This is a genomic window from Heyndrickxia sp. NPDC080065, assembly GCF_050281185.1.
GTDB lineage: Bacteria > Bacillota > Bacilli > Bacillales > Bacillaceae_C > Heyndrickxia.
Genome location: NZ_JBNNWS010000006.1, coordinates 152,332 through 172,128, shown reverse-complemented (window position 1 = coordinate 172,128; position 19,797 = coordinate 152,332). Strand labels below are relative to the sequence as shown.

Sequence of the window (19,797 nt, the reverse complement as noted above, 5' to 3'; positions counted from 1 at the left end):
GTTTCGTGCTTCATCTACTTCATTCCTCTTCTTTGATGTAGATGTTCATCCGGTTTCGTGGTTCATCTACTTCATTCCTCTTCTTTGATGTAGATGTTTACCCGGTTTCGTGGTTCTTCTACTTCATTCCTCTTCTTTGAAGTAGATGTTTACCCGGTTTCGTGCTTCATCTACTTCATTCCTCTTCTTTGAAGTAGATGTTTACCCGGTTTCAGATTTGCGTTCCCCTTCTTTGATTACCTATTTCTGTTCCAACCACCATTTTTCAATCTGATAGAAATCTTGCTTTGCATGAAAGACTGGTCGATGAAGATTTTCTGGCATTGCGTGATGGACATTCGGATAATACAGAAATGTATATGGTTGGTCCTCAGCAATTTCCTTATAGATGTCTATATAGGCATTTTTATATTCGTCCCTATCTAAAATTTGTCTTGCGTCAATCATTAGCTTGTCAGCTTTTTCATTTTTGTACCAAACGAAATCGAATCCTCTCTCAATTTGGCTGGAGTGGAAAATATCATAGGTGTCTGGAAATGTCGATAAGGACCACCCCATAACCACGGCATCATAATCCCAATTTGGTGGCATTAATTGTTTGATTAACGCACTATTTTCAACGATTTGCGGCTTCACTTCAATCCCAATTTCCTTTAATTGCTGCTGAATAACGACGACCGCATCTTCTCGTAATTTGTTTCCCTTGTTTGTTTTTAACGTGAATGAAAATCTCTTGCCATCTTTCACTAAATATCCGTCTTTATCTGTATCTTTCCAACCTGCAGCCTTTAGTAGCGTTTTTGCTTCTTCAGGATCATATTTAAACTTTCTTACTTCATCACTATAAGCCCAGCTCAATGGACTTTCAGGAACATGTGCAACCTCACCGTCCCCATTCATGATGGTATCGACAATTTCTTGTCGATCAATCGCCATTGTCAGAGCATGACGAACATTCTTGTCTTTAAACATTTCCTTTTTTTGGTTCCATCCAATAAATGAATAGCTAAGCCCTAGACCACTTTCAACCTTAAGTCCATTGAACCCTTTTACTGTATCAAGATCCATTGAAGTAACTCCAGGAAAGAAGTTAATATCTCCGGCTTGAAGCTGGGCAATCGCTGCATTTCCATCTGGGATGATTTTAACCGTTAGTGTGTCCAGATTTGCACGTCCATCATAATAATCATCAAATGCTTCAAACTTTAAATATTCTCCTTCTTTCCACTCGACGAATTTATATGGCCCTGTACCTATTGGACTCTTAAAATTAAACTTGTTTTTTCCTAAATCTTTGACCGGGACATCCTTTAATATATGTTCAGGTAGAATATGGAAACTACTTAATGTATTTGGTTTAAAGGTAGCATCTTTTCTTTTCAACTTAAATTCAACTGTATAATTATCGAGCTTTTTAATTTCCTTTAACATTTCAAAATTCGTACCGCGCTCTCCATTGTAGTCAGGATGGAGCGGGATGTTATAAGTAAAAACAACATCATCTGCAGTTAGCTCCACACCATCATGAAATTTAACACCTTTCCGAATTTTAACTGTATATGTTAACCCATCTGGGGATTCTTCAACATCTTCAGCTAGATCATAGTCCTCTTCAAATTTTTCATTCGTCTTTAAAAGGGCATTGTAAATAAAAGCCTCCATATCAGAGCTTGTACTGTCAGTGGAATAGAGTGAATTCAAAATTGTTGGGGTAGAAGTCGATCCTATAACTAAACTCCCCCCTTTTTGTGGTTCACTTAAAGTGCCTTTTTCTCCCTTTTCAACTTTTTTTGTGGTTTCATTGCCTGAACAAGCGGCAGTAAATATGGATAAGATGAATATAAAGGTTAACACTATCATGCTATTTTTTCTCACTTTTGGTTCCCCCTAATTTTGTTTATTGATTCGACCCAGTCACTCATGTATATAAATGACAAGCGACATAATGATTTTTATGAATCTCTTTAAATTCTGGAATAATCTTTGTACATACTTCGGTTGCCACAGGGCATCTCGTATGAAAAACACAACCTGATGGCGGACTTGCCGGGCTTGGCAGGTCCCCTTGTAAAACAATTCTTTCTCTCATTAATCCTTTATTTCTTAGGACAGGTACGGAGGATAAAAGTGCATCTGTGTATGGATGTTTAGGCTGAGAATAAAGATCATCCTTATCAGCCAATTCCATCAACTTGCCAAGATACATCACTCCAACCCGATCACTAATATGCTTTACTACACTTAAGTCATGAGAGATAAATAGATAAGTTAATCCGAATTCTTCCTGTAAATCCTGCATTAAGTTAATAATCTGAGCTTGAATAGATACATCCAAGGCCGATACCGGTTCATCTGCAATAATCAGTTCGGGATTTAAGGCTAATGCACGAGCAATCCCGATCCTTTGTCGCTGTCCCCCGGAAAATTCATGCGGATACCGATTCATCAAAAGTGGATTTAAACCAACCTTATCAAGTAGTGATTCCACTTTTTCAATTCTTTCTTTTGCAGAAAATAAATGATGCGTATCCAATGGTTCTTTAATAATCGAACGTAAATTTTTCCGCGGATTTAACGATGCAAATGGATCTTGGAAGACCATTTGTATATCCTTTCTAATCCGGTTTCTTAATTGGCTCTCAGATAAATGGGATATATCCTGCCCTTTAAAAATAATTTTTCCTCTAGTAGGTTCATACAGCCTAATCATTGTCCTGCCCACAGTCGACTTACCACATCCCGATTCCCCTACAATCCCAATGGTTTCGCCTTTTTTAATTTTCAGGTTCACGCCGTCAACCGCTTTTATATTTCCTACTGTTCTTTGCAAGATTCCTTTTTTTATAGGGAAGTATTTCGTTACATCATGAAATTCTAGTAAAGTGGTTGATTGACTCATTTTCTTCCCTCCATTTCCTCGTATAAAAAGCATCGGACAGAACGATCCTTGCTAACGTGCTTTAAATCAGGCATTTCTTGATGACACCATCCAAATGCATCCTTACAACGAGGAGCAAACCTGCAGCCCTTTGGCATGTTTTCTGGAGCGGGAACATTCCCTTCGATTGTCTGCAACCTTCTACTATTCTCTTCCATTGATGGAACCGAATTCATTAAACCTCTCGTATATGGATGCAATGGTTTATCGAACAGTTCATCAACAGAAACTTCCTCTACCACCTGACCGCCATACATGACGACCACTCGATCGGCAATCTCAGAAACGACTCCTAAGTCATGGGTGATTAATAGAATTGAAGTATCGAATTTTTTACTTAGTTCCTTCATAAGTTGCAGGATTTGCGCTTGGATCGTAACATCCAAAGCTGTTGTCGGCTCATCTGCTATAAGTAATTTGGGATTACAGCTCATGGCAATAGCAATCATCACCCTTTGTCGCATCCCTCCAGATAAATGATGCGGGTAATTTTTTAACATTTGTTCAGCTCTCGAAAATCCTACTAACTGTAAAAGCTCTTTCGCTTTGATTCGAGCTTCATTTTTAGTCAATTTTTGATGATAAATGAGTGTTTCGGTAAGCTGCTCGCCAATGGTCATGACTGGGTTTAAAGAGGTCATCGGTTCCTGAAAAATCATCGAAATATCATTACCTCTCACCCGACACATTTCATTTTCAGTAAGATTAATCAGATTTTTCCCATCAAATAGGATTTCTCCGCTCACAATTTTTCCGCCTGGACTCGGGACAAGACGCATGATCGATAATGACGTAATACTCTTCCCTGATCCAGATTCTCCAACAAGAGCAAGGGTTTCTCCCTTTTGAATGACAAGATCTACTCCATCCACAGCCGGAATCACTTGTTTTTTACGAAAAAAATGTGTTTTTAAATTTTTCATTTCCAATAAAAGTGACATATGCAAACCTCCCTTCACGTTAAAAAAACCGACTGGTAAGTTTATTTAATAGTTAAAAAAAAATTAATGACAGTATTCCCTTACAAAATAGTTTGGATTTAAGTTTTCTCCTGTTGCTTTTTTCAATTTCTTATTCCAGTGATACAAAGCCCCCGGTTTGAAGTAAGCAGCCTTTAAGTACTCCCCTACTTTATGGGTAAAGAAGTTCTCAGATATATTTTGTTTAATATAGTCATCCAGTTGGGAAGCCGTCATTTCACCTAATAAATAATTTTGGTAATAAACAGGAGTTAATGTAAAATGGATTTTCGCTGCCCAATCCGCTTTATCCCTATTATCTGGTGGATTAACTAGTTGGATATCTTTGACTAATTTCCACCATAAACGATTTAGATCCTGGTCAGTGTTTTCGTATAATTCCCGCTCAAAGAAAACAAACGTTATGATAAACCTTGCTGAAATCAATTGGTGAAGCTGTGTGTGCCTTTTAAAGGAGCCCTCTGAATCTCTGAATTTTCGGGAATCCACTTTTAGGAAGGTCCCCAACCAATCAGGATCCATCCCTTTTTTCTCAAACAGCATAGCAATAGCTTCAGTCGTTAATACATGGGCACTTTGCCTAAGGATATATGGCAGTTCCTGATCCAGATATTTGAAATAGGCTGCATGACCAAATTCATGAAGAGCAGTGTTCATCCAGTAACTGCTTTGTTGGGTATTGCTAAGCACCCGAGTATCCCCTTCTCTGTCTATATCGATACAGAATGCCGTTGGGTTTTTCCCTTCTCGCGGATACAGGTCGCTTTTTTGGAACAAATCATTGATTTGAAGACCAAGTGACTCAAATGTAGCATCTGTCAGCTCCATGATATTTTTATCTTTGAAATAGGGATCAAGATTTGTTTCCTCAAGTGCAGGCGCCGTTTGGAAAAATGGATCTGCATAATGCCATGGGCGCAATTCCTCAATGCTGATGCCAAACCTTTTAGCTAGTTCTGTATCTAATTCGGCTTTCAGCTCACGATACTCCTGATCGGAATTTTTGAGAACATCTTGGAAAATTGAAAATACCTCATCACGATTGAGTTCTTGAAGTTCGAATGCCATTTGATGATGATTTTCATATCCAAGCTGTTGAGCAATCTCATTTCTTTTTTTAACGATTTGGATCAATTTTCCGACCACTTCTTCCCCTACTTCTTTACTTGCTTCCCAGGCTTTCTGTCTTTCTTCGTTGTCTCTGCTATTGGTTAAAATCTCTCTAATATCGTTTGCTGATAATTTCCTCCCATCCACCTCGGGCATATATTTATTGAAAACTATATTTAATTCCGAAGACATCGCGGAAATTTCATTTAACTTTTCCGTAGAAACCTGGTTTTCCTTTAGTAAATTGAAGAAAAGCTCTAATTGACGTCTTATAGAAGGCTCCAAACCATTCAACTGTAAACACTCCTGTACCTTCTCAAATAAATCTGAATTGGAACAATAAGCATTCCAATTGCTTTCTGCTTCTGTTAATTTTTCTTTCCATTCATCGGTACCAAGCGTATGGGCCATCCATGTTGCAACATTCATCCTATTTACGTATTCTTTTACCCTTGTATTTTGCTCGTTTAAAAATTGAGTGACATCCATCCTGAACTTCCTTCCTACCTATATTTTCAGATGAATTTGCCCAAATGTGCTTCCAAGCACATTCAGGCGGCTAAGCTTACAGTTGGTATATCCTGCTATATTTTTGCTCCAAATATTCTACAAGATAGTTAGCGTTTAATTCTTCTCCAGTGACTTTAAGGATTAGATCATTTGGTGTGTAAAGCTTTCCGTATTGATGAATATTCGTTTTTAACCATTCTTGGATGTTATCGAAATTGGCATTTTCAATATCACTGTAGAAATTCGGACATTCTTTTTTGATCGTATTCAAAATCTGTGCAGCATACAGATTGCCTAATGAATAACTAGGGAAGTATCCCAATCCGCCGAATGACCAGTGGACATCCTGTAGGACTCCTTCGCTGTCAGTAGCAGGTGTAATTCCGAGATACTCTTCCATCTTTTGATTCCAGATACTCGGAAGGTCCTTTACTTCAATTTCACCTTCTAAAAGTGCCTTTTCAATTTCATAGCGAATCATTATATGGAGGTTATATGTCAGCTCATCAGCTTCCACACGAATCATCGAAGGCTGCACTGTATTGATTGCCCGATAAAAATCTTCCTCACTCACCTGTTCTAATTGGCTTGGAAAATGTTCCTGCAGCTTCGGATAAAAATACTTCCAAAACTCTTCACTGCGGCCTACCATATTTTCAAGGAAACGTGATTGAGATTCATGGATGCCATAGGATGCACCTGTTTGAAGAGCTGTTCCTTCAAATTGTTCGTCGATATTTTGTTCATAGATACCATGCCCAGCCTCATGAATCGTTCCGAATAATGCTGCACGTACATTTTTTTCTATATAACGTGTCGTGATTCTTACATCATTAATATTTATCGGCTGTGCGAAAGGATGGACCGTCTCATCCAAACGGCCTGCCTCCATGTCAAAACCAAGGATCGGCAGTAAGTATCGATTGAATTCTTTTTGCTTATCGACGCTAAAAGATTGTTCAAAAATTTCAACAGGAGGTTTATAAGCTGATTGTTGAATTCTTTGTAATAAATCAATGCTCTTTTCTCTTAATTTAGCAAACAATGGATCTAACTTTTCAACCGTTAACCCCGGCTCATACTGATTCAACAAAGCATCATAGGGATGCTTCTCATATCCGTAAATTTCGACTACTTTTCTATTAAACTCAACAATTTTTTCTAAATCGGGGCAGAAAATACTAAAATCATTTTTCTCCCTCGCTTCCTCCCATGATTCATTAGCCTGGGCAGTAAGCACGGCATATTCCTGAAACATATCGGAAGGAATGCTATTTGATCGATCATAAAAATCTTTCCGTTCCCGAACTCGTGCTTTTGTTACCTCATCTAAATGATCGGCCGCCTCGGGTGTGGATAGGATACTTAACAGTTCCCCCATTTCTTCAGAAACCATTAATTTGAACTCCTCTGTTTTTAAAACCCCGATAGCTTTTGAAAAGGCTTTTCTCCCTTTTTTAGGAGCCATGACTTTCTGATCCCAATCCAGTAATGATGTAGCACTAGTAAAAAGTGTAATTTTCTCATCCAGCTTCTTAAATGCTTCCACAGCTGTTTGAATAGATTGATTTAGCACTTTATGTTCCATAAAATTCCTCCTGTATATCTGATATCTACATCAATAATGCATATTAACTTACAGACCAATTAATTCCGCATTTTGTGATATGAGAAGTCGATCCCCTCCTTTTATGAAATAAAACGACTGGACGGTTTATTTTATTAAAACATATATTTTTCAAATTATCAAACTTTTTTAATATTTTTTTAATTGGATTTTAAATAAGGGATAAACATTGCTTTCATATTTTCTAGCACTTCATGGTAAGGAAAATCCATATCAATAATCGTCGATAAAGTGGCCCCATGGATCATGCTCCAAAATGTATTTGCCATAATCTCTGGATTAAAGTCTTGTCTAAGTTCTCCGTTTTTCTGTCCTTCAACTAGGATATCTACTAAATTTTCAATAAAAATGAACTTCTTTCTTTCTTGTAATAGATTAAATAATTTTTCATCTCTTGTAGCATGAAGTCTAAATTCGTAATACACTAAAAATATTTCTTGTTCCGGGGATTCAGAGGGCTTATTACGTAAATATAAATCAAAAAGATAGGAAACCTTCTCAAGTGCAGTTTTATGAACTCTTATCCCTTCTTTTATATCTTCATCTACTATCTTTGTATTTTCATTCATTAATTCGATATAGATTTCTTCCTTGGACTTAAAATAATTATAAATAGCCCCCTTACTTATGCCAGAATGCTGGACAATATCATCCATCGTCGCTTGTTGATACCCTTTATTAGCAAAACAGATAAGTGCACTATCTAAAATTTGCTGTTTTTTCTTCATTTTATACTGTTCAGAAACAATAGGTGCCATGTTCAATCCTCCATTAATTAATCATACCTTTCATTTTAATTTAGCATATGTTTATTTCAGGGACAACGCGTAGGATTGTTAGATTTCTACGGGGTGTGGTACTAAAATTGAACGTCATTGGAAAATACGAGGATTCCCCAAGAAAAATAGAGAATGATCCAAAGTTGAGAAATAGCCCTAAATATGAAATTTAGACTAAATAATTTGTAAAAATATCTCAACAAAATTGAACGGGCTTTTTGCTATACATTTCCCCACTATTATTGTAAAAAAAGGTGTCAATCACCGAAGTGTTTGACACCTTTATCACTTATTTCTTCACAGTAATTTTTACCGCCTTACTCACATTCCCTGCTTTATCTTTAGCTGTTAGGTATAATGCGGAGCCGGCTTTCTTTTTAGTGATTTTAATGGTAAAGTTTCCTTTTTTGTCGGATTTTGCTGTTCCGATTACTTTGCCATTATATTTTAGTGAAACAGTAGACCCAATTTCCGCTTTGCCTGTTACGGTTGTTGACTTGCTGGTAACTGGATTCACTTTTGGTGCTGCAGGTGGGATTTTATCCTTGACCTTTATTGCGACAGCCTTACTTTCCCTTTTCGCTAGGTCTACACTCTTAATATGAAGGGTTGTTCCGGCTTTTTGTTTCTTTATTTTAATTTTGAATTTACCTTTGCTGTCAGTTGTCCCTTGACCAATTGCTTTTTTGGATGCATTTTGGATGGTGATTTTCACATCCGGTTGTGCTTTTCCAGTTACATATATGGTCTTGTTGCTGATTGAATTGACCTTAGGTGATGTCGGAGCTTTGCCCTTCTTCACATAAGCTTTTATCGCTGTTTTTGCTGTTCCGGTAGAATCAGAAACCGTTACATGTAGAAGTTGATTGCTCTTTTGTACTGGTATCTTTACGCTGAATGCTCCATTGGAAGCTGCTGTTGCTTTGCCAATGACTTTTGTTCCTTTTCGAACCTCAACTTTTGCGCCTTTAACCGTTGTTCCGGTTACCTTATTTTGATTATCTTGAACAGCATTTAGTTTTACATTTAAATCAACCATACTGAAGGCACTGAAGCCATTTAACCTTCCGTAGCCTGATACTAGATCGGATCCAATTGGCAGCTTGATTACATCTTCAAAATAAATGCCATCTGATCCTCCATCACCAATCAGATCGATAATACTTCCGCCTCCGCCAAAATCACCTTTGTTATCTTTCTCTTTAAATGCAACATTATCTGCTGTTTGATGCAGAATATTTCTAATATCACTAACTTTTAACTTAGGGTTCTTTGATAAAAGTAATCCTGCTACTGCAGCTACGTGCGGTGTAGCCATTGATGTACCACTCATATAGGTAACATTTCCATCTGGAACAAGACTTGGAATATTTGTTCCAGGTGCAACTAGATCAATTTCTTTTCCATAATTCGAATAGTCGGATACAATATCCAACGTGTTCGTAGCCCCTACAGAGATCACATATTTGGAAGATCCAGGGTAAGAAATTCCAAGTTGTCCATCATTTCCGGTTGCCGCTACAACAACAACATTTTTTGATGCAGCATATTGGAGAACATATTCAAGCACACGGCTATATTTTCCTCCAAGGCTAAGGTTGATCACCTTTGCACCATGATCCACTGCATACTTGATACCGTAAGCAATTTGTTCAGTATCACCTGAACCTGATGCATCTAAAACTTTAACAGGCATGATTTTCGCATGCTGGTTAATCCCTTCCATTGAATAGCCATTATCAGCGGCTGCAGCGATGATGCCAGAAACATGGGTTCCATGTCCGTTATCATCCATTGGACTTGCGCTCTTATCTACAAAGTTTTTCCCAATATCCATGCGCACGCTATCTTTTAAATCCGTAAGAGTATTATCTACACCTGAGTCAACCACTGCAATTAACGTGTCTTTTAAATTGCGTTTCTTAACAAGAGCTTGCAGCTTATCGTTTTGAATATCTGCACCTTTCTTCCCGTCATCTCCACCTTTGTTTTTCAGAGACCACTGGTAAGGAGATTGAATGTCGTTTGAAAGTGATTTAAAGGTTTGAACGGGTTCGATAAACTCCACCTCGGACAGCTTCTCGATTTGCGCAACAGCTGCTTGCATTGAATACGTTTTAGCTTGTGCACTCATGCCTGCAAAACCATCATTGTTTATATGTAATACATACATATCATCAAATAATGGATCTTCTGTTTTTATTGAAGATAGAGAAGATAGAATTCGATTACCCTTCGCTTTAGACTGAACAGCACTTAACTTTTTCCCAGGTTTTAGCTTGATGATATATTTATCACCTGGTACAAAAGATGATGGAAGTGCGATTCCTACTTTTTTTGCAATGTTTGTCACTTGCTCACCTGCAAGGCTTGATAGCTCTGCCTTGTCAGCAAGACTTTCCATTTCTGCTTTTAATTTCGATGGAACGGCATCGATTGAGATATCAAACAAAGTATTAATTGCTTTTTGCTCTTCCTTGCTAATTACTCTCGAGCTGCCTTCCCCTTTTTTATTCAAATCTGTTATAAGAGGTTGTAAAACTTGTAGATTTTTATAAACATCTTCCCTCGTGCTTTTACTTAAAGCTAGCTTTAACACAAGGAATGGAGCTGATTTGTAATATAGGGAAGTTAGTTTCCGTCCTTCGTCTGTTTTTGACAGGATTCCATCACGGAATAGACGAATCGTTTTCAGCATTTCTGTCCCACTCTTCTGCCCGCTCGCACTAAACTCTACTGGGCAGTTCATATCCGATGAAAAATCAGTAGATGGTGGTAGTTTTACTGAGCTAGCTGATAGTGTAAAAGTTGCTTTACTTAGTTCTCCCCCTTCAGATGGAAGTTCTGTTCCAGGGGGAAGATCAATGCCAGGCGGGTATTCCTCATAATCTACATCGCCAAAATACTCTACTTTAATATAGTAAGGACCATCCCAAGCATATGGGAAATTAATCGTAGCATCAGGTGATTGTGGTTCCATATTTGTACCTGCAATATATTGTTCAAACGTTTTATCCTGTTTCGCATTTTCTTTACTAGAGTAAACAGAAACATTGATCATCTGATTACTTTTTACCTCTAGTTTCATATGCGAAAAATTGGTTATATCATTGTTCGTTGGGGATATTTTATACCAGCGAACATCCGGGGTTTCAAAAGATCCCTCAATACTTTGCCCGGTTGCAATTGTTGTGGCTTCATCAATAGAAGTCACCGGGTACGTATCAGCTAAAAATTTTTGCGGAATAATGAATCCGAAAATCAAAGCGAAAATGAGTACCACTGCTGTTATACTACTTAGTTTTTTAATCTTCACAAAATTGACCCCCTAAAAAAATTTATAAGGATTTAGAAATTTTTCCCTATATGAATCTATCATATTGGTAATTTGTGTTTATTTCAATCACTATTATTTCTTCCAGAAAAAACTATACTAACTACCTATTAGGGGATTTCCTAAGTCTAGTATTCTATGTTTTCGCAATCTTTGTTTTACAGCTATGTACTAAGTCCCCCAGCAATTTATCATAGCTTCTTCCAATATAAACAATTATTATAAGCGAAAATATCTATCGACATGATTCGACATGATTCGATATAATATACGTACGGTAAGGTTTTGGTTGGTAAGTCATTACTAGTAATGATTACCTTCCAGCCTTTTTTCGTATTTACCTAGGATTTATTTCTAATGAACCATTAATATAAGTAAAATTAACTATCGACATAATTCGACAAAATCTGCTATAATGAAATCACGGTAAGGTTTTGGTTGGTATATCATTACTAGTAGTGATTGCCTTCCAGCCTTTTTTTGTTTTTCTAATAATTATGATTTAGTTCTAATAAAATCCCGGATCAGTCATTCGGATAAAAAATAAAAATTAGATCGCGAAACACTTCAACTCTATTCTGTTCCTTAATTAATTAAATTCATTATCAAACACTAAAATACTAAAAAATTTTTCCATTTTGATAATGTGTGCAAATAATAGAGAAAAGGCATTTTGAAATCTTATACTATAATTATTTTTTTAGAGTGCTCTTTTTCAAATTTCAACCGTAATCCCCTTTTATCAACGTTATATTTGGTTTTTCTACGTAAATATTATTTTTTTCTACGAATTTTTAAATTTTTTCTACGACGTTTTTCATTTTTTCTACAGGATTTTAAATTTTATCTTCAGTAAAAATTATATATCAACAGTAATTAGGTCCATTTGCCCCATAAGTAGCTTTTTCTACGTTCGTTATGGGAATTCAACAATAAATTTCTCTTTTCTACAATTTACAAATATTTGTTTTACATAAAAGTCTTGCAAAATGCTATTCAATAAATCTTTTATTTTTCAAATGACTTACAAGCGGGAATGGTTATGGATTTTTTCGGGAGTTTATTACGATTTTGCTGGGATAATGGAATCTAATATTCCTTTCTTGTTTACAAAAGGAATTGTGCTTTCAAAATGTGTTTTTATTGAGCTTATTTTATAAAAATACTATTATATTAATTGACTATTTTGTTTTTAGGGAAGTAAATATCGTATTTTAATAAAGTTTTTCGGTTTAAGAAAACAGCATAAACATTCAAAAAAGGAGTTTTGGGGATGAAATGTCAAATTTGTCAGCACGAAAATGAAGGAGGGCGGTTTTGCGAAAATTGCGGATCAAAATTAATCACTAGTACAAAAGACGAAACTGCAGCAACTGTTGAATCAGCACATTCTTCATCAGATAAGGTTCAATATTTTGAGACGACTAAAAAGATTTCAAACCAATATTTTAACTATTTTATTCAAGTGTTAAAAAAGCCATATGCAAGCAGTCAATCGGTAGGTAGTGAACATTTTATAAACGGTATTATGACAATTATTTTATTTAGCTTATTGATACCTCTCATATTTTATTTTGCTTTAAAAGGTGTACTAGCAGATTTTAGTAGCTACGGATCTAATTTCTTTGGAACACCTGTAGAGATTAAGCCACCTTTTACCGATATCGTAATAAAGCCCTTTTTCGCGTATATCATATTCACTTTTTTAGTTATCACATTTACCTTTGCATCTATCAAGCTTGGTCGAATCAATGTTAGCTACAAGGAAGTGACCGCACGCTTCGGGTCATTACTAATTCCTTTTGTTTCTTTACTCGCCATTAGTTTGATTATGTCCATCTTGAAAATTAAATTTTTCTTCTACTTTCTTTTATTAGGATTTATCGGCTCAATTTTCATGATCCCTCCCCTTGTTATAGCAAGCTATAAGAAAGATCACCAAGAAGGAGTAGACGTTATTTTCGGTTCATTGTTAACCTATGTTCTAACCTTTATCTCCATCTCCATTATGGCTAACATGTTATTTGAAGTATTAAGGTCTGTTTTTTCAAGTTTTTATGGAGGATTTTTTGATTTATAGGGACGCGGGACCTGACCCCTATGTCCCATTCAGACCCTGCGTCCCACCATTATGCCCACCACATATCTGCAGGTTTTTCTTCAATAAGTACAGATTGCAGATTTTTCACTGCGCGTCGGAAGCCTTCGTCAATGGACATAAGTGGATCTTCATGCTCAATACTTACTACATAATCATACCCATATGTCCGTAGAGCGCTCATCATGTCTGACCATTCTTGAAGACCATGTCCACAGCCAACAGAGCGGAAAGACCATGCTCTTGTTCTTACTTCCCCGTATGGCTGCATATCAGTTAGTCCATACATATTTACATTGTCTTGATCAATGTATGTATCTTTCGCATGGAAATGATGGATGGCATTTTCCTTCGCAAGAATTTTGATCGCTCCCACTGGATTAATACCTTGCCACCAAAGATGGCTTGGATCGAGGTTGGCACCAATTGCATCACATGTAGCTTCACGTAATTTTAGCAAAGTATATGGTGTATGCACTAAGAAACCACCGTGAAGTTCTAAACCGATTTTTACATTGTGATCTTTCGCAAATTGTCCCCATTCCTTCCAATAAGGAATCAACTTTTCTTCCCATTGCCAATTTAAAACATTCGCATATTCATTAGGCCATGGTGTTACTGGCCAGTTTGGATACTTCGCTCCATCATGGTCACCAGGGGTCCCAGAAAAGCAATTTACAACTGGTACATTCATTAAGGAAGCCAATTTTACCGTTTTCACAAAAACATCATGACATTGTTTCGCGAATTCCTGTTCTGGAGAAAGTGGATTTCCATGACAACTAAAAGCACTTATTTCTAAACCTCTTGAGGTAACTTCATGTAAAAATGCATCCCTCTTTTCCTTACTTTCCAGCAACTCATCCAATTTACAGTGTGCATCACCTGGATAACCGCCCGTTCCAATTTCAACAGCAGTTAAACCAGCATCTTTTACATAATCAAGCATGTCGGTAAAAGACTTGTCAGAAAATAATACTGTAAAAACTCCTAATTTCATCTGTTATTCCCACCATTCATTATAGTTGTACGCTTTTTTTATCTTGACTACTTTTATATAAAGCTTCCATGATTTGCGATACAAATAAGGCTTCTTCCGGTTTTACAACTAGTTCCGTACCTTTGATACATGCATCTACGAAATTCTTCGCCTGGAAATAACCAGGATCTTCTTCACTTGGAATCCACGTTGCTTCACTATTAAAAAGCATGCCATGCTTCGCATAGTTTAACTTAAATGGAAATACCTCAAGCCCGCCTCGGTCACCGGAAATACTTACACTTTCCTTATCACTTTCAATATTGGCTGCCCATGAAACTTCAAGCAGCATCGATGCACCATTCTCAAAACGAATATAGCCTGTAACATGATCATCAACATTAAAGGTTTCATGATCGAAATTACCCCATTCGTTGACCTGTCCAGGTTGTTTACTTAACGTATTATATGTAGTTCCAGTTACTTCAACAGGTTTTGGATTCCCCATTAACCATAGGGATAGATCTAGTAAATGACATCCGTAGTCGATAAGACTTCCGCCGCCTTGAAGATCTTTATTTGTAAAAACTCCCCAGCCAGGTACTTTTCTTCTTCGTAATGCTTGAACACGAACTACTAATGGCTCTCCAATTTCCTTTGCATCTATCACTTTTTTCGCCGCTTGCGACTCTTTCATATAACGGTAGTGAAAACCGATGCTTAAAACTTTGTTCGCTTTCTTCGCAGCATCTATCATCGCTTGACATTCTGTAACTGTTACAGCCATTGGTTTTTCACAAAGTACATGGACGCCAGCCTCTAACGCCTTGACCGTTATTTCTGAATGAAATTTATTTGGCGTACATATGACAACAGCATCGACCTCTGGAAGCATATCATGATAATTTTCATAGGCATGCGGAATGCCAAATTCTTTTGCAACGCTTTTTGCCCGTTCCCCATTAACATCACTTACTGCGATAATCGTTACATCTTCCTTCAGCCTTTGAAAAGCAGGGATATGACGTCCAACGGCAATCCCTCCAGCACCAATAACACCTAAACGTAATTTACTCATATATAGCACCTCATCCTAAGGAAAGGCTAGATTCATATAAATGTACTAGCCTTTGCTCTCCTTATTTCTTCAGCAATTTACAAATTCTCTATTGCCTTTCATTTCAATTTTGTAATTTTCCCAGTCTCGCTTGATTCTAATGCTGCAAGGATAACATTCAGAGATTTCATCCCTTCATATCCATTAATCGGTACATCCGTGTCATTGACAAGACTATGAATAAATTGTTCAATCACATGTGATTGGCTTTGACCGCCATCATCATTCGATTGAATTTTTCCTAATTCAAACTTTTCTACTTCCCCATTTTTATGTTGAATCACTAGTGAATAATCTGGATCTTCTTCTAAACGTAAAATAGCATTTTCCCCGTAGATAACGGTTGAATTATCTTCTTTTGATACATATGACCAGCTTGCAGCAAGCGTTCCGATAATCCCGCTTTCTGTTTTTAAAATACAAACAGCATTGTCATCAACAGTAGAATTTTCTTTTGCCAATGTATCCACAAAAGCTGCAACCTCTACGATTTCCTCATTTAATATATAACGGATTAAATCGGTCTTATGAACACCAAGGTCGCCCATTGACCCAATAAACGCTTCTTCCTTCTTGAAAAACCAGCTATTTGAACCATCCACGCTCCACCCTTCAGGACCACCATGGCCAAATGCTGTACGAAAGCTGTAGATTTTTCCTAGTTTCCCTGATTCAATGAATTCGCGTGCTTTGACATGTGAACTCACAAAGCGTTGATTATGGGCAATCATTAATTTTTTTCCATTCTTCTCAGCTGCCTCAATCATCGCGTTTGCTTCCTCTAAAGATGTGGCCATCGGCTTTTCACAAAGCACATGCTTTTCAGCGTTAAGAGCTGCTATAGAAATAGGTGCATGAAGGTAGTTTGGTGTACATATACTGACAGCTTCAACTTCATTATCTGCCAACAGGTCCTCATACTTTGTGTAAAATTTTGTATCGTATTTTTCCGCTTGTGCCTTTGCTCTTTCTTCTACTATATCGCATACCGCGACAATCTCTACATTCTTGTTTGCTGCATATTCCGGTAAATGCCGATGCGCAGCGATACTTCCACAGCCGATAACGCCAATCTTTATCTTTGTCATCTGGTATTCCTCCTTATAAAATAGGATTTGTTTTATATCGGAACAATAGGGAGTGTTAGTCCTTTTATAATCCTAAAAAGGACGAAAAACCCCCTTACTATTTTTTTGAAATTTCCTCTAATGGCTTAGCATTTCCGTATACAGGTCTTGCATGGTCTGTAGGTGCTGCCCACTTAACCGCATTTGTAATCACTCTTTGGATTTCTTCATTATGATAAGTAGGATATGTTTCATGCCCTGGTCTGAAGTAAAAAATCTTTCCGTTTCCGCGTCGATAGGTACATCCACTTCGGAACACTTCCCCGCCTTCAAACCAGCTTAAAAGTATTAGTTCATCTGGTGCAGGAATATCAAAATGCTCACCGTACATTTCTTCTTTATCTAATTCAATATATTCATTTAATCCCGCAACAATTGGATGGCTTGGATCGACAACCCAAAGTCTTTCACGATCGTCTGCTTCACGCCATTTTAAATCACAGGAAGTTCCCATTAATTTTTTGAATACCTTTGAGAAATGTCCGGAATGTAGAACAATTAACCCCATACCATCTAAAACCCTTGCTACAACTTTATTTACCGTTTCATCCGAAACCTCATCATGTGCCATATGGCCCCACCAAACAAGTACATCCGTATTGGCTAAAACATCATCTGTTAATCCATGTTCATGATCATCTAATGTTGCGGTTTTAACATCTAAGCCCGCATTTTCAAGAAAAGCAGAAATAGCTCCATGAATTCCATTCGGATATATACCTGCCACTACAGGATTTTTCTTTTCATGGCGATTTTCATTCCAAACTGTTACCTTTAGCATAAATAACACTCCTCTTGATGTAGTAAGAATTTTGGCTAATATTTTATTCGCCCTATCTATTAATAGGATCAGACAGAGCAACTAGCCCTGTCTAGTAAACAATTAAGTAAATCAAAAAGCTTATCCTTTATTAGCTCCTGCTCGTAAACCTTCTACCAGATATTTTTGCAGGAATATAAATAATAAGGTGATTGGCACTGCTACTAGTACGGCCCCAGCCGCAAAAGTTGTAAATTTTGTATTCGTATTACCAGTTACCATTTCAAATAGGCCAATTGCCAATGTCTTGTTTTCGGTGGAACGAAGTACAAGACGGGCGAAGATAAAGTCCATCCATGGGCCAATGAAATTCGTCACAGCAACAAATACAAGGATCGGATAAGAAAGTGGCATCATTACTTTAAAGAAAATGGTTAGATGACTTGCACCATCCATCTTTGCAGCCTCTTCCAAACTTTTTGGCAGTCCGTCAAAATATCCTTTTACTAGCCATGCATTAAAAGGAATAGAACCACCTGCATATACTAGGATTAACCCCCACAGGTTATCAAGTAAATCCAATTGTAACAGTAATATATAGATCGCAATCATCCCCATAAACCCTGGGAACATTTGTAATACCAACATTGTCATCAAACCTTGTCTACGTCCCGGAAAACGGAAACGAGAAAATGCATATGCCGCTGTTACAACTAGAATAGTAGAAAGAATCATATTTACAAAGGCTATAAACAATGTATTTTTATACCAAGTACCAAAGTTTGTTTGCTTAAACAAGTATTTATAGTGATTTAAAGAAAAATGATCTGGTATAAATGATAATGCTTGTAAGTTATTTCCTGGATTAAAGGAACTTAATAAAACCCAAACAACAGGGTATAAAATTGAAATAGTTGTCAGAATTAGAAATATATAAATAATCGTTTTCCAAAATATAGTGGACGCTCTCATACTCATGACATCATATCCTCTTCTTTAAAGGCTTTTGTTCTTCTAAAATTCCAAATGGAAAGGACGGCAATTACTAAGAATATAAGAATTGAAACAACCGAAGCCATATTGTATTGGCCCAAGTCTAGTGTTAATTTGTAAATCCAAGAAATGAGAATATCGGTTGACCCGGCGGTGGATCCATCAATAACTGGTGAACCCTTTGTAAATAAGTAAATCATATTGAAGTTATTAAAGTTTCCAGCAAAGCTCATAATGAGTAATGGTGCCGTTGAGAACATAACGATAGGCAAGGTAATTTTCCTAAACTTCTCCCAAGCTGTTGCACCGTCTACATCGGCCGCTTCATACATTTCTTTATCGATACTTGTCATTACCCCGGACATTAAGATCATCCAATAGGGGAATCCAAACCACATATTAACCGCAACTAAAGAAAATTTGGCCCAAAACGGATCAGATAACCATGGAATCCCATTTACAAAATAGGACGAGTGCGCAAGATCTACGAGAAACGGAATATGAGTGTTTGCCAGCATGTCACCAATTGCGCGAATTCCATTGTTAATAGGTCCAAATTGACCATTAAACATAATACGGAAAATCAAAATACTAATAAATTGAGGAATCGCCCAAGGAAGGATGAAAATACTTCTCCATATTTTTTTAAACTTAATTCCTTTTTTATTAATTAACACTGCAAATATTAACCCCAAAAAGAAGGTCGTTGCTGTTGAAAGAATCGCCCAAATCACTGTCCAAGAAAAAACACTGTAAAAGGTTTGAGACCATGATTTAAGCTTAAATAAGCCGATAAATGAATCAAAGCCCACCCAGTCAACAAGGCTTCTCGGGGGGATATGATTAGGACTTGAATAATTCGTAAACGCGATTAAAATCCCAAATAACAAAGGCAATATGGTTAAAAAGGCCGTAAACAAAATGGATGGTGTTAAAAGAATGTAAGGGAAACCATTTTCCCAAATATTTAATAAGGTTTTTTTAAAGGAATTTGGCTGAATCCCAAGTTCACGGTTATTTCCAACTTTATAGGCATCACGAATGGTTAAATAATAAACCCACAATAATAGTAGAAAAGAAATTAAGTAGATTATCCCATCAATCATTAAGAAAATAGAATGATCACCTTTTATCGTGTCGAATCCTTCTATACGCTGAGGTGTTTCCCCTAATGTAGAAAGACCCCACATTGCATATTGAAAAGGGACCCTCCAGAAAATAACGAGATATGCCATGATGCCAAAGAAAAAGCCACCCTTTATAAATTGACGATTATAGATTTGACCCAATCCTGGGATGATCCCAAGGAGGGCTGCTTTTTTTCCATAAGACGTAGTTTTTACTACAATTGGATCATTATTTAAACTCGTCCTCATTTCTTAACCTTCCTTTCAAAAATAATCAAATGGAGTAAACCTATTAAAACATGAGCCATTACCCCGAAT

At 36.9% G+C, this 19,797-nt stretch carries 14 protein-coding genes; 1 reads left to right on the top strand and 13 read right to left on the bottom strand.

Annotated features, from left to right (window positions below):
• Nucleotides 1-240 precede the first annotated feature (240 nt).
• From ACQKP0_RS08840 to ACQKP0_RS08810, 7 genes are all read right to left on the bottom strand, one after another.
• Nucleotides 241-1,860 carry a peptide-binding protein gene (locus ACQKP0_RS08840; protein ID WP_427405572.1) on the bottom strand — a complete coding sequence of 540 codons (1,620 nt, stop codon included), beginning with the start codon at nt 1,858-1,860 and terminating at the stop codon, nt 241-243.
• Nucleotides 1,861-1,918: 58 nt separating this feature from the next.
• On the bottom strand, nt 1,919-2,899 hold the full coding sequence (locus ACQKP0_RS08835; RefSeq protein ID WP_427405460.1) for an ABC transporter ATP-binding protein: 981 nt from the start codon (nt 2,897-2,899) through the stop codon (nt 1,919-1,921).
• Nucleotides 2,896-3,879 carry an ABC transporter ATP-binding protein gene (locus tag ACQKP0_RS08830; protein ID WP_427405459.1) on the bottom strand — a complete coding sequence of 328 codons (984 nt, stop codon included), beginning with the start codon at nt 3,877-3,879 and terminating at the stop codon, nt 2,896-2,898. Before ACQKP0_RS08830 ends, ACQKP0_RS08835 begins: the two co-directional genes overlap by 4 nt.
• 63 nt (nt 3,880-3,942) lie before the next feature.
• Nucleotides 3,943-5,517 carry a M2 family metallopeptidase gene (locus tag ACQKP0_RS08825; RefSeq protein WP_427405458.1) on the bottom strand — a complete coding sequence of 525 codons (1,575 nt, stop codon included), beginning with the start codon at nt 5,515-5,517 and terminating at the stop codon, nt 3,943-3,945.
• Nucleotides 5,518-5,593: 76 nt separating this feature from the next.
• The gene (locus ACQKP0_RS08820; protein ID WP_427405457.1) at nt 5,594-7,126 is read right to left on the bottom strand and encodes a carboxypeptidase M32; all 1,533 of its coding nucleotides are present in this window, start codon (nt 7,124-7,126) and stop codon (nt 5,594-5,596) included.
• Between the two features lie 179 nt (nt 7,127-7,305).
• Complete coding sequence (locus ACQKP0_RS08815) at nt 7,306-7,923, bottom strand: TetR/AcrR family transcriptional regulator (protein WP_427405456.1); 618 nt, start codon at nt 7,921-7,923, stop codon at nt 7,306-7,308.
• A 310-nt stretch (nt 7,924-8,233) separates the two neighbouring features.
• Nucleotides 8,234-11,260: a S8 family serine peptidase gene (locus ACQKP0_RS08810; protein ID WP_427405455.1), complete on the bottom strand. Its 3,027-nt coding sequence runs from the start codon at nt 11,258-11,260 to the stop codon at nt 8,234-8,236.
• A gap of 1,291 nt (nt 11,261-12,551) precedes the next feature.
• On the opposite strand from ACQKP0_RS08810, the gene ACQKP0_RS08805 reads away from it, so the two are divergent.
• On the top strand, nt 12,552-13,358 hold the full coding sequence (locus ACQKP0_RS08805) for a hypothetical protein (RefSeq protein ID WP_427405454.1): 807 nt from the start codon (nt 12,552-12,554) through the stop codon (nt 13,356-13,358).
• Nucleotides 13,359-13,407: 49 nt separating this feature from the next.
• On the opposite strand, the gene ACQKP0_RS08800 is transcribed toward ACQKP0_RS08805, so the two are convergent.
• The 6 genes from ACQKP0_RS08800 to ACQKP0_RS08775 all read right to left on the bottom strand — a co-directional run bounded on the left by ACQKP0_RS08800 (nt 13,408) and on the right by ACQKP0_RS08775 (nt 19,728).
• The gene (locus tag ACQKP0_RS08800; RefSeq protein WP_427405453.1) at nt 13,408-14,376 is read right to left on the bottom strand and encodes a sugar phosphate isomerase/epimerase family protein; all 969 of its coding nucleotides are present in this window, start codon (nt 14,374-14,376) and stop codon (nt 13,408-13,410) included.
• A 19-nt stretch (nt 14,377-14,395) separates the two neighbouring features.
• Nucleotides 14,396-15,433: a Gfo/Idh/MocA family protein gene (locus tag ACQKP0_RS08795; protein WP_427405452.1), complete on the bottom strand. Its 1,038-nt coding sequence runs from the start codon at nt 15,431-15,433 to the stop codon at nt 14,396-14,398.
• A 98-nt stretch (nt 15,434-15,531) separates the two neighbouring features.
• The gene (locus ACQKP0_RS08790) at nt 15,532-16,560 is read right to left on the bottom strand and encodes a Gfo/Idh/MocA family protein (protein WP_427405451.1); all 1,029 of its coding nucleotides are present in this window, start codon (nt 16,558-16,560) and stop codon (nt 15,532-15,534) included.
• A gap of 97 nt (nt 16,561-16,657) precedes the next feature.
• Nucleotides 16,658-17,380 (bottom strand): ThuA domain-containing protein, encoded by a 723-nt coding sequence (locus ACQKP0_RS08785; protein ID WP_427405450.1) that lies wholly within the window; start codon nt 17,378-17,380, stop codon nt 16,658-16,660.
• Nucleotides 17,381-17,500: 120 nt separating this feature from the next.
• Nucleotides 17,501-18,337 carry a sugar ABC transporter permease gene (locus tag ACQKP0_RS08780; protein ID WP_427405449.1) on the bottom strand — a complete coding sequence of 279 codons (837 nt, stop codon included), beginning with the start codon at nt 18,335-18,337 and terminating at the stop codon, nt 17,501-17,503.
• Complete coding sequence (locus ACQKP0_RS08775; RefSeq protein ID WP_427405448.1) at nt 18,334-19,728, bottom strand: ABC transporter permease subunit; 1,395 nt, start codon at nt 19,726-19,728, stop codon at nt 18,334-18,336. The genes ACQKP0_RS08780 and ACQKP0_RS08775 overlap by 4 nt, the downstream gene beginning before the upstream one ends.
• Nucleotides 19,729-19,797: the final 69 nt, after the last annotated feature.